We start from the raw sequence: 14323 nt of genomic DNA on the forward strand, positions 1-14323 counted from the left end.
GATTACTTCGTGCTGTCGCGATCGTCCCCGCCGACGCCGAGGTTGCGCGGGGGCTGCCCCGGGTCGCCGGTCGTCTGCGGGGGAAGCAGACCCGGTGCCGGGTCGATGGCGATCACGGGCGAATCAGCGGGAGAATCGGGGCCGGGCGCAGCGCCCGGCTCGGGATCGCCGACCGCGCGGTCGTCGGTGCGCACGGCGGCGGGTACCTCGATCGGCGGTCGATCGGAGACGGGACGGTCGTCGTGCGACAACCAGGTGGGGCGCGGAGCGAGCTTCTGCACTCCCTGGAAGATCTCGGCGATCTGGATGTGGTCGAGCGTCTCCTTCTCGAGGAGTTCGCGAGCGAGCGCGTCGAGGATGTCGCGGTTCTGCACGAGCACCTCGTAGGCCTCGTTGTGCGCCTGTTCCATGAGCTCGCGCACCTCGGCATCGATCGTGATCGCGACCCCCTCCGAGTAGTCGCGGTTCTGCCCGAACTCGCCCATGAACGCGCCGGGCTGCCCCTGGCCGAGCTTCACCGGTCCGACCGTCGCAGACATGCCGTACTCCGTCACCATCTTGCGCGCCGTACTCGTCGCCTTCTCGATGTCGTTGCCGGCGCCGGTGGTCGGATCGTGGAAGACGAGCTCCTCGGCGACCCGGCCGCCGAGTGCGTATGCGAGCTGATCCTGCAGCTCGTTCCGCGTGACCGAGTACTTGTCTTCGAGCGGGATGACCATCGTGTACCCCAGTGCACGGCCGCGGGGCAGGATCGTGATCTTGGTCACGGGGTCGGTGTGGTTCAGGCCTGCCGCGACGAGCGCGTGGCCCCCCTCGTGGTACGCGGTGATGAGCTTCTCATGGTCTCGCATGAGACGCGTGCGACGCTGCGGCCCGGCGATCGACCGATCGATGGCCTCGTCGAGCGCGCGGTTGTCGATGAGCTGCGCGTTCGAACGCGCCGTCAGCAGCGCCGCCTCATTCAGCACGTTGGCCAGGTCGGCGCCCGAGAAGCCCGGCGTCTTGCGGGCGACGATCTCAAGATCGACGTTCTTCGAGAGCGGCTTGCCCTTGGCGTGCACCTGCAGGATCTTGAGTCGCCCGGGCATATCGGGAGCGTCGACACCGACCTGCCGGTCGAAGCGGCCCGGGCGCAGCAGCGCGGGGTCGAGCATGTCGGGACGGTTCGTCGCCGCGATCATGATGACGTTCGTCTTCGGGTCGAAGCCGTCCATCTCGACGAGCAGCTGGTTGAGCGTCTGCTCGCGCTCGTCGTGGCCGCCGCCCATGCCCTGACCGCGGCGCTGGCCGACTGCGTCGATCTCGTCGACGAAGATGATGGCGGGAGCGTTCGCCTTCGCCTCCTTGAAGAGGTCTCGCACACGGCTCGCGCCGACGCCGACGAACATCTCGACGAAGTCGGAGCCCGAGATCGAGTAGAACGGCACGCCTGCCTCGCCGGCGACGGCTCTGGCGAGCAGCGTCTTACCGGTTCCGGGAGGGCCGTAGAGCAGCACGCCCTTGGGGATGCGGGCCCCCACGGCTTGGAAGCGGGTGGCGTCTTGCAGGAAGTCCTTGATCTCGTGCAGCTCCTCGACGGCCTCATCGGCACCGGCGACATCGGCGAACGTGACCTGCGGCGTCTCCTTCGAGACCAGTTTCGCCTTCGACTTGCCGAACTGCATGACCCCGCGGCCACCGCCCTGCATGGAGGAGAGCATCCACCAGATGAGCAGGCCGATGAGCAGCAGGGGGAGCAGGAAGCTCAGCAACGACCAGATCGGGCTGGGCTGCGGCACCTGGTCGGTGTACCCGTCCTTGAGATCCGCGTCGTTCACGGCTTCGACGATGTCGAGACCGCGGGGCGCGACGTAGTAGAAGTAGACGTCTTGCGATCCGGTCTTCTTATCGGCCTTCTCGAGTTCGAGATTGACGCGCTGATCCCCGTCGATGATCTCCGCGTGCTTCGCGTCGCCGTCGGCGAGCATCTCGAGACCGCGATCGGTCGACACCTCCTGCGTGCTTCCGCCCGACAGCAGCGACCACCCGAGCAGCACGATGATCGGTGCGAGGATCAGATAGAGCAGCGGCCCGCGCAGGAGCCGACGGCTCTTCGATGTGCTCTTCGTCGAATTCTCTGCCAAGTCTGGACCTTTCAGAAGGAGCGTGCCGGGAGATCCAGCATCGGTAAGCGTAGCCAATGCCACTGACATCGGTCTGAGCCGCGGGCGCTTGTCCGCTCACGGCGCACTCGGCGCCCCGGCCCTGCTGCAGTGCTGCGGACGTTACTCGCCGCCGTAGACGTGCGGCGCGAGCACGGCGACGTCGCGGAGATTGCGGTAGTCCTCGGCGTAGTCGAGGCCGTACCCGACGACGAACTCGACCGGGATGTCGAAGCCGACGTAGGCGACGTCGACCTGCACCTTGAGCGCTTCCGGCTTGCGCAGCATCGTGCAGATGCGCACCGACTTGGCGCCGCGGCTCTCGAGGTTCTCCTTGAGCCAGGAGAGCGTGAGGCCCGAATCGATGATGTCCTCGACGATCAGCACATCGCGCCCGGTGATGTCGGCGTCGAGATCCTTCAGAATCTTCACGACGCCGCTCGACTTCGTGCTCGCGCCGTACGACGAGACCGCCATCCAGTCCATCTGCGCGTGGAACCGGAGCTCGCGGGCGAGGTCGGCCATCACCATGACGGCGCCTTTCAGCACGCCGACGAGCAGCGGCGGCTCGTCGCCGTAGTCGGCCTCGATCTCACGAGCGAGTTCGGCGAGCCGCTGATGCAGCTCTGCTTCGGTGTGCAGTACGACGGAGAGCTGATCGCCCAGATGTTTCGCATCCATGGGTCTATTCTTCCATTGCTGCGGCGCCGTCTGCGACACGGGCGCTCGCGGCCGGTCCGCGGGGCGAACCCGCGCGCCTCGTGAACTCGACGCGGCCGGCGACGCGGGAGACGGTGATTCCGGGAGCCTCGATCGGTCCCTGACCGCGCCAGTGCGTGACGAGGGCGGCGATCGCGAGGGTGTGCTCCCGACTGAGCTCGCTGCCGAACTCCGCTTCGGCCACCCTCCGGATGATCCGGTGACGCAGCGCCGCAGGGTTCGCCGCGAGCGCTCCTGCGGAGACCGCGATCCCGGCCTCCGCGTGCTCGACGATCTCCTCGATCTGCTCCTCGACCATCGCGTCGAAGGCTTCCGCGTCTTCCCTGGCGAGGTCAGCCGTGCGCGCGAGAGCCGCGGCGACGCCGGGCCCGAGTTCGCGCTCGAGCAGGGGAAGCACGGCGCCGCGCACGCGCACGCGCGTGTAGGCGCGGTCGGAGTTCTGCGGATCCTGCCACGCTTCGAGCTGCGCCTCCCGGCACGCCGCCGCCGTGACCGCACGGGTGATTCCGTGCTCGGCCCGGACGAACGGGCGCAGCACGACGATGCCGTCGCCGAGGCCGCGACGCGGTGGGATGCCCGCGAGACTCCGAGCCCCAGAGCCCCGGGCGATCCCGAGCAGCACTTGCTCGGCCTGGTCATCGCGAGTGTGACCGGTCAGGATCGCGACGGCGCCGACCTCCCGCGCGGACTCCGCCAGCACGGCGTAGCGCGCATGACGCGCAGAGGCCTCCGGTCCGGATCGTCGTGAGCGCGACGCCGACACCTCAGCGCGGCGCACGAGCACGGGGTCGATCCCGAGGGAGCGAACCTGCTCGGCGGCACGATCCGCAACGTCAGCAGAACCGGCCTGCAGGCCGTGATCGACGACGACCGCGGCCACCGTGAAGCCCTCGCGGACCGCTGAGAACGCCGCAGCGGCCGAGAGTGCGAGCGAATCGGCACCCCCCGACACTGCGACGAGCACCCGGCCCCGCACGCCTGCGCTCGACGACCCAGCTCCCCCGAACTCCGCCCGGAGCGCATCCCTGACGGCGAGACGTGTGGCGAGGAGCGCGGTCTGCAGCATGCCTCAACGGTACCCGGCGAGCGGGGTCGGGTAGCCTGGGAGCCGCATATGCACACTCGGCCGCTCGCGGCCGCTCACAGAAAGCACGGAGGAGCGCGCATGGCCGCAGCATTCGACGCTGTTATCGAGATCCCCAAGGGGAGCCGCAACAAGTACGAGGTCGACCACGAGACCGGTCGGGTGTACCTCGACCGCGTGCTCTACACCGGGTTCGTCTACCCCACCGACTACGGGTTCTTCGAGGAGACCCTCGGCGAGGACGGGGATCCGCTGGACGTGCTCGTGCTGCTCGACTTCCCGGTGTTCCCGGGCGTCGGCGTGAAGGTGCGCCCCGTCGGCGTGCTCAAGATGAGCGACGAGGCGGGCGGCGACGACAAGGTCATCGCCGTGCAGCACAAGGATCCGCGCTGGGCGCACATCCAGGACGTCGCCGACATCCCTGAGTACACCCGCAAGGAGATCGAGCACTTCTTCGAGCACTACAAGGACCTCGAGCCGGGCAAGTGGGTGAAGGTCGACGCGTGGGGCTCCGCAGCAGACGCCGAGCAGCTCATCGTCGAGGCGCAGGATCGCCTCACGTCCGAAGGGCACTGACCTCCGGGCGCGCTCGCGCCGACGCACGACGAGAGGGGCTCGGGATCACAGCGATCCCGAGCCCCTCTCGTCGTCTCGTGCGCGTCACCCCGATCAGGGGAAGGCGATGTACCAGGCAGGATCCACGAAGTCGTACCAGCCGTTGTCCTGGTTGGGTCGCATCTCGAAGTGCAGGTGGCAGCCGGTGCTCGCGCCGGTGTTCCCGACGTAGCCGACGACCTGGCCGGCCGACACGTTGCTGCCCTGCCCCACGACCGCCCATCCGATCATGTGCGCGTACCGGGTCTGCCATCCATTGGGGTGATTGATGGTCACCATGTTGCCGCCGCCGCCGCCGTCCCAGTACGTCATCGCCACAGTGCCTTCTTTGGCCGCGAAGATCGGCGTGCCGCACCCGGTCGCGAGATCGATGCCCGTGTGATCGGGCCGGCCCGGAGGCCGGAAGCCCTCCGACACGTAGAAGCCGGCGGTCGGATACATCCAGCCGTTCGATCCGCCGCCACCGCCGCTGGGGGGCGGCGCGGCGCCACCGCCACCGCCACCGCCTCCGGGGGCAGGAGCACCACCACCACCACCACCACCGGGATTGTTCGCGGCTTCTTCCGCCGCTCGTCGAGCGGCCTCCTCGGCTGCCCTCTGCGCCGCTTCAGCTTCCTTACGCAGACGCTCTGCCTCAGCGCGCCGCTGCTCCTCTTCAACGCGCAGCCGCTCCTCGTAACCGGCCACGGTCTTCGTGGTCGTGTCCTTCAGCGCCGCGAGCTGCGTCTGCAGCGTCTTCTGCTGAGCTTCCTGCGCCTTGACCTTCTCGCCCTGCCCGGCGACGGCTTCGGCAGCGGCCAGCTCCTTCTCCTGCTGCACCTGGCGCAGCCGCTCGCGCTCCTGCGCGGCCGCCTCCGCCTGCTGGCCGAGGGTATCGGCCGTGTTCGCAGCCTGTTGAGCCTCCTGCGAGAGCGTCGTGTTCCGCTCGGTCGCCTTCGACATCGACGCCATGCGGTCGAGCAGCGCGTCCGCCGTGCTGCCGTCGGCATCGAGGAACATCTCGACGCTGCGGTCCACTCCGCCCGATCGGTACATCTGAGCGACGAGCGCCCCGGCGCGGTCGGCGGCCTCGTCGGCCTCCTTGCGGCTCGCTTCCGCCTGCACCTCGAGGTTCGCCGCCTTCTCCGAAGCGACGGCGAGCGCATCTTCTGCCGCATGCAATTCATCGATCGTCGTCGCATGCAGGTTGCGCAGTCGGTCGAGTTCCTTCTCGCCCTCGGCGATGAGCGACTCGATCTCCTTGACCTTCTTCGCGGCAGACGACTGGTTCTGCTTCGCCTCCTGCACATCGTCCCAGGTGGGAAGATCGAGAGCCTGAGCGGGGGGCGCAGTGAGCTGGCCTCCGACGAGCACTCCGGCGCCGATCGCGCATGCGGCGAGCACTCCGAGCACACGCCTCATCGTGCTCGTCTTCCGTTTCTGCATCCTGCCCCCATATCGTGCAATATACGCAGTTCTCCGGCAACGGTAGCATCTCGAGGCGCGATGCGCTCAGACGGCCGGAGCCGGATCGCCTCCCGCATCGAGCGAGATCTGGCTTGCGTCGATCAGCCGCAGCATCGATCGGTGCAGCTCCTCCAGCTCAGTCGGTGTCATGCCGAGCCGCTCCGCCATGCGCACCGGCACCTGCTCGGCGCGCGCTCGCAGGGCCTCCCCAGCTTCCGTGAGGGTGATCTCGAGACGCCGTTCATCCGCCGAGCTCCGGTCACGTCGCGCGAGCCCCTGCGCCTCGAGTCGTTTGATCAGCGGCGACAGGGTGGAGGCCTCTTGATGCAGCAGTTCGGCGAGCGTGCGCAGGTCGAGGGTGCGGTGCTCCCAGAGCGCGAGGAGCACCAGATACTGCGGATGCGTGATGCCCATCGGATCGAGCACCGGCTTGTAGGCGGCGACGATGCCACGAGAGGCGACGGTGAGCGCGAAGCAGACTTGGCGCTCGAGCGCCAAGGGGTCGTGCGGATTCATGCGTTCATCTTCTCAGACGTCACTCGTCCACCGCTTCCCAAAGCCGAGATGCCGGGCTAAGGTGGCCCGAGACCGCCGACAACGGAGTCGCCGGTCGCCTGCTTCCGCTCCAATGATGCGCCGGATCCAAGTCGCCTGGAATGCCGAATCCGAGTCTCCTGGTCGTCGTGCAGTGGATCCGCGCTCGTCCAGTGGATCCGCGCTCGTGCAGTGACGACTTGCGGATCTCGCCCTGCACGACGCCGGATCCCCTATGCGAAGCCGACCGAACTCATTCGGATGAGCCGGTCTTCGGAACAACCGGGTCGCTCCACTTCGGGAACGGGGTGTACTCACCGGGAAGCGACTCTTCGATGCCGAACCGCTCCTCGGGAATGCGATCCACGATTGCGAAGGTCAGTGCATACGTGTCGCCCCAGAACACCTTGCTGTACAGACCGAGCGAGTACTGCCCATGTGGTCGCACCTGGTATTCGAACCAGAAGCCCTCGTCGGTCATCGCCTCCACACGATACCTTCTGGCATCCACCTGTCTCAGCGTGGTCGACCACCCCTGCGCCTCGAAGTACTCCGCCATCAACTCAGCGTCCTCAACCGCCCCACTCGCACCGGGAAGCTTGATCGTGCGCGACATGTTGAGGTAGTAACTATTCTTCGACGTAGCGCCTCGCATCGACCACCGCTGACCGTCACCGCCAGTCGGACCGAAGCCCTTGCTCCCCCATGTCCATGTGTCAGTGCTGACTGCTCGTTGCGCATTCGCCAGCATCTCCTGCATACGCACATAGCGTCCACCCAAGAGGTTGAACTGCCGCTCCATCGGCAAGCGCTCCACTTCTTCCTGCGTCATCCCCGCAGCATCCACGTCACCTCCCACCCAGGCGCAACCTGAGAAGCTCACCATCCCGGCCAGCACCGCCACAGCGAGCCCAAAACGAACCCTCTGCCGGAGAATCAGCCGATGCTGACGATGACTCTCCACGGTCCGATCAGCCGACCTTCGGAACAACCGGATCACTCCACTTCGGGAACGGGATGTACTCACCGGGAAGCGACTCCTCGATACCGAACCGCTCCTCGGGAATGCGATCCACGATTGCGAAGGTCAGTGCATACGTGTCGCCCCAGAACACCTTGCTGTACAGACCGAGCGAGTACTGCCCATGTGGTCGCACCTGGTATTCGAACCAGAAGCCCTCGTCGGTCATCGCCTCCACACGATACCTTCTGGCATCCACCTGTCTCAGCGTGGTCGACCACCCCTGCGCCTCGAAGTACTCCGCCATCAACTCAGCGTCCTCAACCGCCCCACTCGCACCGGGAAGCTTGATCGTGCGCGACATGTTGAGGTAGTAACTATTCTTCGACGTAGCGCCTCGCATCGACCACCGCTGACCGTCACCGTCTATCGGACTGAAGCCTTCACTCACCCAGATCCACTCGTCCGCGCTCACCACGCGCTGCGCGTCAGTCAACAACCCCTGCATACGCACATAGCGCCCACCCAACAGGTCGAACTGCCGCTCCAACGGCAAGCGCTCCGCCTCTTCCCGCGTCATCCCCGCAGCATCCACGTCACCTCCCACCCAGGCGCAACCTGAGAAGCTCACCATCCCGGCCAGCACCGCCACAGCGAGCCCAAAACGAACCCTCTGCCGGAGAATCGGCCGACAGTGACGATGACTCTCCACAGTCCGATCAGCCGACCTTCGGAACAACCGGATCACTCCACTTCGGGAACGGGATGAACTCACCGGGAGGCGACTCCTCGATATCGAACCGCTCCTCGGGAATGCGATCGATCACCGCCGATGACAACTCGCTCCGGTTGCACCAGTAGACCTTGCTGTGCACCCCCACTGAGTATTGCCCGTTCGGTTCGACCCAATAGTCGAGCCAATACCCTTCGTCAGTCATCGCCTCCACTTGATATCGTCTAGCACCCTCCTTTCGCAGCGTGGTCGACCACCCCTGCGCCACGAAGTACTCCGCCATCAACTCAGCATCCTCAACCGCCCCACTTGCACCGGGGAGCCTGATCGTGCGCGACATACTCAGGTAATAACTGTTCTTCGACGTCGCACCACGCATCGACCACCGCTGCCCATCACCACTACCCGGATAGAACCCGTGACTCGTCCACGTCCACACGTTCGGGCTCACCACGCGCTGCGCGTCAGTCAACAACCCCTGCATCACCTCGTACCGCTCGCCGAGCAGGTCGAACTGCCGCTCCAACGGCAAGCGCTCCACTTCTTCCTGCGTCATCCCAGCAGCATCCACGTCACCTCCCACCCAGGCGCAACCTGAGAAGCTCACCATCCCGGCCAGCACCGCCACAGCGAGCCCAAAACGAACCCTCTGCCGGAGAATCGGCCGACAGTGACGATGACTCTCCACGGTCCGATCAGCCGACCTTCGGAACAACCGGGTCGCTCCACTTCGGGAATGGGATGAACTCACCGGGAGGCGACTCCTCGATATCGAACCGCTCCTCGGGAATGCGATCGATCACCGCCGATGACAACGCGTCCCTGTCACACCAGAACACCTTGCTGTGCAACCCGAGCGAGTACTGCCCATGTGGTCGCACCTGGTATTCGAACCAGAAGCCCTCGTCGGTCATCGCCTCCACACGATACCGTCTGGCATCCACCTGTCTCAGCGTGGTCGACCACCCCTGCGCCTCGAAGTACTCCGCCATCAACTCAGCGTCCTCAACCGCCCCACTCGCACCCGGAAGCTTGATCGTGCGCGACATGCTGAGGTAGTAACTGTTCTTCGGGGTCGCACCACGCATCGACCAACGCTGCGCATCGCCGCTACCCGGATAGAATCCGTGGCTCGTCCAGGTCCAAATGTTTGGGCTCACCATTCGCTGAGCGTGCGTCATCAGCTCCTGCATGGCCTGGTACCGCTCGCCTAGCAGGTCGAACTGCCGCTCCAACGGCAAGCGCTCCACTTCTTCCTGCGTCATCCCCGCAGCATCCACGCCGAAACCTCCGATTCTCGCACAACCCGAAACACCGAATACCAGAACCAGAACCGCACTCAACAGGATGCGGGAAGGCCAACGCCTCACCATCACGGAGTCCCCACCAGAGAACGGCCCATAAACTCCAAAGTGCTGGTGCCGATGGAGAGGTATCCAACATCTCCGCCCCAGTTCCACACACTCCATGGGGCGTCCTCCGAAAACATATCGTGCGCGGTGACTCGCTTTTCGCCCGAGTCGGCGTCGAACTCCTGCGCGCCGATCGCACGCGGGTCGACGCGATCATTCCCCGAGTACCCGAGGCCGGCGACGTTATCTCCGCGTGCCTTCGTGGAGAATACGTCGGCCGCATGCAGCTCCTCAAGAGCAGTACCGGGGGCCAATCCCGCTGATCCGTACGTCACAAACGCGTCAACATCATTCGTGGTCAGCTTCAAGGCCTGCCCTGCGGTCGTCGACCCGTACGAGTGCGCGAACACGACGAGCCGGTCGAGCTCATCGGAGGACTCCCGACTTCGTAGCGCATGAATCCCATCAAGAAAACGGGCGAGGTTTGGCGCGCCGGCGTTTGCTCGATCCATACCTAGTACTCCCGTGTCTGGCGGCATTCCGGGTGTCCGATAGCCAAGCCAGGTCACCACTGCGTAGCTTGTGCTCGAATTCTCCTCATTGGCAACCCGAAATAGCTCCTGCGCCCCACGCAGCGCGCCACCCAAATCGTCAGCTTTCGCCCCCATGCCGGGCACATTCACCCCAACGTTCGATGCTGCATCCACATCTCCCAGCGAGATCGCCGTGGTCAGCGCGCCATCGTGATTCCCGAACCCGAGCATCTGCACTATCGGCCGCCCGGGCGCTTTGAGACCGTCTTTCTCGGCTTGCTCAAGCGACGCCTTGAGCGCGGTCACCTGCTCCACGAACTCGTCTTGGCTCATGTCTTCGCCGGTGAACCCCATCAGGCCGTACGCTGTGGCGGGTTGAGAAAGCGCATAGTCCAGTGCCTTTCGCGAGGCGATGTCGCGCGCCCACGCGGGCAGACCGTCGACGTTCGCCAGTGCGAAGAGGTCCTTCATCGGAAGATCTCGGACCTCCTGGGGAGTGAGATCCAAGCCTTCCCACACGGTGGCATTCTGATTCACCGACAAGGTGGCCGAGGTCAGTGCCTCGATGGCCAGGTCTCGATCGGTGGTTGGTGACGCCTGAACTGCAAGATGTACGGCTTGCATCGGGGAAGCCACTCCAGCGCTACCGACGGTGTCTCGCTTCAGCGCGTGCAGCGCTCCGGTCTGAGCATTGAGCGCGTCGGCGCACCGCCGATCCGCTCGCATTCTCGCCTCGTCGACATCGAACAGCGCTTGCTCAATGCCCCGCAGTTCGTCATCCGCCTCCTCGACGAGCCCGCCCAATCGTCGCGTCCGATCGATGGACTCTTGGTCGCTGCCGTAACTCTCCTCGAACTCGCGCGACATGACGTTCCGTCGCGCTCGGGCCGCCTCGCTCAGGTCGCTGAGGCGACGCCCCTCCTGCTGCAACTCGCTCACCTCGCGTGCGTACACCTCGAGGGCGGCCGCGGCCGCGGCCTGTGCGGCGGCCACAAGCTGCGCCGCGGATTCGATGGGGCGGCACGCGGCAACGAGCCGCGTGAGGGTCTTCGCGCTCCCCGCCGATTGCAGCTGATGCAGACCGGATGCCACATACCTCGTCGCCTCGTGCATCCGGTCCGAGCGCGCTAGATTGCGCCCTACGGCGAAGACAGACCCCATGTCGCCGAGGCGTGCGATCGCACCGTTACCCATGGCCGCGCCTCACGCGCTCACCGCGGCGGCGACCTGCCCGTCGAGCGCCGTAAAACTCTCCACGGTGCTCGACGTCCAGTGCGCATTGACATGCAGACGTTCCTCGATCGCGCCGCAGGCGCCGCGCAGGGCCGCAGAGAAATCCGAGACGGCCGAGCTCACCATGCCGGATCCGTAGTCGGCACCGGTGGAAACGCGCGACACGGTGCCGAACGCGCCAGCCGCTCGCGTCATTTCGTCCGCAGCAGCGTGCAACTCGGCATCAGCGATGGAAAGGTCGTTCGGCATTCGCGCATCCTCCGCGTGTCCAGAGCCGGTTCCCCCTCAGCGCCGTGTGTGCAGCCTATGCAGGATGCGTACGGCGTGCGGGGCGAACCTCTGGAATGCAGCGGTCGAAGTCGCGCTTTACGTCCGGAGTCAGGTAACGGGCAGTACTCCAATCGTGCTTGCCATGCGGGTGAGCGATCGGAGCAGGAGCGACCTGATCGTCACGCTTGGTCGAGCAGTGCGGCGGCGAACATCGGCCGTGAGGCATCCGTGCTCGGCGGGTGGAAGAGCCCCGCCGTCGCGTCGCGCAAGAGCCTGCCCGCTTCGCTGCCGCTGTCGAAGCCTGCTCCGCCGGAGCACGCGAGCGCCGTCTCGGCCGCCCGCCGCGCCGCTTCACCCGCCGCGATCCGCGCCGCGACGAGGCGGGGCGGCCACCCGGCGCCGTGGTCGACGAGCTCGTCGAAGTCACGGGTGTACGCGTCGAGTTGTGCCGGCACGGAGAGGAAGTCGCGGTACGCATCGGCGAGCCGTGTGCGCCATTCCGGCACGTCGGCGAGCGGGGCGTCTCGTGACGCGGAGCGGCGCCGGTGCAGCGCCTCAGCCGCCACGTCGAGGGCGCGCCGCGCGACGCCGGCGTAGACCGAGGCGACGAGCAGTTGGAAGTTGCTCGTGATCGCGAACGTCAGGAGGTCGGGCGTACGCCCCGGCGCGATGCGGCGCGCGACACGATCGGCGCGCATGACCGCGCCTTCGAGCCTCGTCGAGCGGCTCTGCGACGCGCGCATGCCGAGCACGTCCCAGTGATCCGACACGGTGATCCCGGACGAGGTGCGCTCGACGAACCCGAAGACGAGCTGCGGGTCACCGGGTTCGCTCGCATCGAGCCCGTGAGTGATGAGCCGGGTCCACACGGGCGAGAGCGAGGTGAAGATCTTCGTCCCGGTCAACCGGTAGCTCCCGTCGGGCTGCGGATCAGCGATCGTGTTCGAGCCCTGCAGCACCCAGTCATTCGCCGGCTCGCTGATGCCGAACGCGAAGATCTCGCCGGCTGCCGCCTCTGCGAAGACGTGGGAGAGCGAGCGATCCCCGCGCGCGAGCATCGCCGCTGCCACCCCCGTGCACATGAGGTGCATGTTGATGCCGAGCGCGGTGCCCGGCGCCGCACCCGCGAGGCGCTGCTGCAGGCGCGAGACCTCGTGCAGCGACAGGCCGGGCCCGCCGAACTCCGCGGGCACGAAGATCTGCAGGTATCCGCGCTCGCGCAGGTCGCCCAGGTCTTCGTCGAAGAACCCGTTCTCGCGGTCGACGACGGCGGCGCGTTCGCGGAACCGTGCGAGCAGCGCATCGGGCAGATAGCGCTCGGCAAGCTCGGCGTGCCTGAGTTCTCGATCGGTCATCGTATCTCCTCTGTCCGGTCTCGGCGCGCTGCAGGGCGCGCATGGCTCTCGCTCGCGTCAGTCCCGGGTTCGCGCAGCAGAATCGCCCCGTTGTGACCGCCGAATCCGAACGAGGTTGAGAGCACCGTGCGGAGCTCGACCGCCCGCGCCCGCCCCGTCACCACATCGAAATCGGGGAACTCGGGGTCGGTGAGATTGAGCGTCGGGGGAACGCGCTGCTCCCGCAGCGACTGCACCGAGATCACCGCCTCGACCACACCGGCCGCGCCGAGCAGGTGGCCGGTGGTCGACTTGGTCGCCGAAAGCGGAACCGTTCGAGCACGGGCTCCGAGTGCCAGATCGAGAGCCGCGAGTTCGGCGGCGTCGCCCGCGGGGGTGCCGGTGCCGTGCACGTTGACGTGATCGACCTGCTCCGGCGCGACGCCCGCGTCGTCGAGGCACTCGGCGACCGCGCGTGCGGCTCCCCGCCCCTCCGGGTGCGGGGCCGTCGGGTGGTGGGCGTCACTCGACGCCCCGAAGCCCGCGAGTTCGGCCAGCGGCGTCGCACCGCGCGAAGCGGCGCGCTCAGCCGATTCGAGCAGGATCGCGCCGGCCCCCTGCGACATGACGAACCCGTTGCGGGCGCGGTCGAAGGGACGGCTCGCCAGCTGCGGGGCGTCTTCGAACCCGGCGGCCAGCGCGCGCAGGTTCGCGTTCGAGGCGAGGTTCACCGGCCCCAGGCAGTCCTCCATGCCGACGACCAGCACAGCGTCGGCGTACCCGTGGCGGATGCGTCGAAGCCCCTCGCCGAGCGCGATCGCCCCGCTCGCGCAGGTCGCCGACACCCCCTGCGCGGGGCCCATTGCACCGTACCGTTGCGAGAGGAGCGCAGCGGCCGCGTCGGGCGCCCCGTACACCGCGAGCGCCAGGGGAACCGCTCTGGGCCCGCGCGCGTCGAGCGCCCGGGTGGCGGCCTGCATGGCGTCGACGGGGCCGGACCCGGTCGCCGCGATGATCGCCACGCGATCCGCGTCGTCCGAGAACACCTCGCCCGCCGAGAACGCCTCGACGTGCGCACCGGCAGCGTCTCCCCCGATCACCCCAGCATGCCGCAGCGCCTCGTCGGCTGCGGCGATCGCCCAGAGCTGCACGGGACTGAGACGACGCACGAGTCCGGCCGGTACGAGACCCTCCGCGCTGAACCCCTCGATCCTGCCCCCGATGCGCACCGGCAGCGCATCGAACTCCGGCCCGTCCAAGCGCTGGATCGCACTGCGCCCGCCCATCACCGCGTCCCACAGCGCTCCGACGCCGATCCCGCTCGGCGTCACCGCCCCCATGCCCGTGACGACGACCCGGCGCCCCCG

At 67.0% G+C, this 14323-nt stretch carries 14 protein-coding genes; 1 reads left to right on the top strand and 13 read right to left on the bottom strand.

From position 1 onward, the window contains the following. Positions 1 to 2: 2 nt before the first annotated feature. The 3 genes from ftsH to tilS form a co-directional block, all read right to left on the bottom strand. A complete protein-coding gene (gene ftsH / locus JSQ98_RS06485; protein ID WP_090151010.1) occupies positions 3 to 2123 on the bottom strand; it encodes an ATP-dependent zinc metalloprotease FtsH in 2121 nt (706 codons plus the stop codon). 141 nt (positions 2124 to 2264) lie between these two features. Beyond that, positions 2265 to 2822 (bottom strand): hypoxanthine phosphoribosyltransferase, encoded by a 558-nt coding sequence (gene hpt / locus JSQ98_RS06490; protein WP_090151013.1) that lies wholly within the window; start codon positions 2820 to 2822, stop codon positions 2265 to 2267. Positions 2823 to 2826: 4 nt separating this feature from the next. After that, on the bottom strand, positions 2827 to 3927 hold the full coding sequence (gene tilS / locus JSQ98_RS06495) for a tRNA lysidine(34) synthetase TilS (protein WP_211648868.1): 1101 nt from the start codon (positions 3925 to 3927) through the stop codon (positions 2827 to 2829). Between the two features lie 99 nt (positions 3928 to 4026). Here tilS and ppa point away from each other — a divergent pair, with 99 nt between their 5' ends. Further along, positions 4027 to 4521: an inorganic diphosphatase gene (gene ppa / locus JSQ98_RS06500; RefSeq protein ID WP_211648870.1), complete on the top strand. Its 495-nt coding sequence runs from the start codon at positions 4027 to 4029 to the stop codon at positions 4519 to 4521. A 93-nt stretch (positions 4522 to 4614) separates the two neighbouring features. Here the strand turns inward: ppa and JSQ98_RS06505 are convergent, their stop codons facing one another. The 10 genes from JSQ98_RS06505 to JSQ98_RS06550 form a co-directional block, all read right to left on the bottom strand. Next, positions 4615 to 5961, bottom strand: a complete 1347-nt coding sequence (locus tag JSQ98_RS06505) for a peptidoglycan DD-metalloendopeptidase family protein (protein ID WP_249290765.1) — start codon at positions 5959 to 5961, stop codon at positions 4615 to 4617. Positions 5962 to 6051: 90 nt separating this feature from the next. Further along, a complete protein-coding gene (locus tag JSQ98_RS06510) occupies positions 6052 to 6522 on the bottom strand; it encodes a MarR family winged helix-turn-helix transcriptional regulator (RefSeq protein ID WP_211648872.1) in 471 nt (156 codons plus the stop codon). A gap of 271 nt (positions 6523 to 6793) precedes the next feature. Further along, positions 6794 to 7372: a hypothetical protein gene (locus tag JSQ98_RS06515; RefSeq protein WP_211648875.1), complete on the bottom strand. Its 579-nt coding sequence runs from the start codon at positions 7370 to 7372 to the stop codon at positions 6794 to 6796. Between the two features lie 139 nt (positions 7373 to 7511). After that, positions 7512 to 8081, bottom strand: coding sequence for a hypothetical protein (locus tag JSQ98_RS06520; protein WP_211648877.1), 570 nt, complete (start codon positions 8079 to 8081; stop codon positions 7512 to 7514). Positions 8082 to 8220: 139 nt separating this feature from the next. Then, positions 8221 to 8862, bottom strand: a complete 642-nt coding sequence (locus JSQ98_RS06525) for a hypothetical protein (protein WP_211648878.1) — start codon at positions 8860 to 8862, stop codon at positions 8221 to 8223. Positions 8863 to 8929: 67 nt separating this feature from the next. Beyond that, positions 8930 to 9499, bottom strand: coding sequence for a hypothetical protein (locus JSQ98_RS06530; RefSeq protein WP_211648879.1), 570 nt, complete (start codon positions 9497 to 9499; stop codon positions 8930 to 8932). 107 nt (positions 9500 to 9606) lie between these two features. Next, entirely contained in the window at positions 9607 to 11313 is a 1707-nt protein-coding gene (locus JSQ98_RS06535; RefSeq protein WP_211648880.1) for an alpha/beta hydrolase, read from the bottom strand. Positions 11314 to 11322: 9 nt separating this feature from the next. Beyond that, entirely contained in the window at positions 11323 to 11601 is a 279-nt protein-coding gene (locus tag JSQ98_RS06540; protein WP_211648881.1) for a hypothetical protein, read from the bottom strand. A gap of 200 nt (positions 11602 to 11801) precedes the next feature. Continuing rightward, on the bottom strand, positions 11802 to 12977 hold the full coding sequence (locus JSQ98_RS06545) for an acyl-CoA dehydrogenase family protein (RefSeq protein ID WP_211648882.1): 1176 nt from the start codon (positions 12975 to 12977) through the stop codon (positions 11802 to 11804). Further along, the gene (locus JSQ98_RS06550; RefSeq protein ID WP_211650442.1) at positions 12974 to 14296 is read right to left on the bottom strand and encodes a beta-ketoacyl-[acyl-carrier-protein] synthase family protein; all 1323 of its coding nucleotides are present in this window, start codon (positions 14294 to 14296) and stop codon (positions 12974 to 12976) included. Before JSQ98_RS06550 ends, JSQ98_RS06545 begins: the two co-directional genes overlap by 4 nt. Positions 14297 to 14323: the final 27 nt, after the last annotated feature.

Source organism: Leucobacter manosquensis (genome assembly GCF_018304845.1).
Lineage (GTDB): Bacteria > Actinomycetota > Actinomycetes > Actinomycetales > Microbacteriaceae > Leucobacter > Leucobacter alluvii.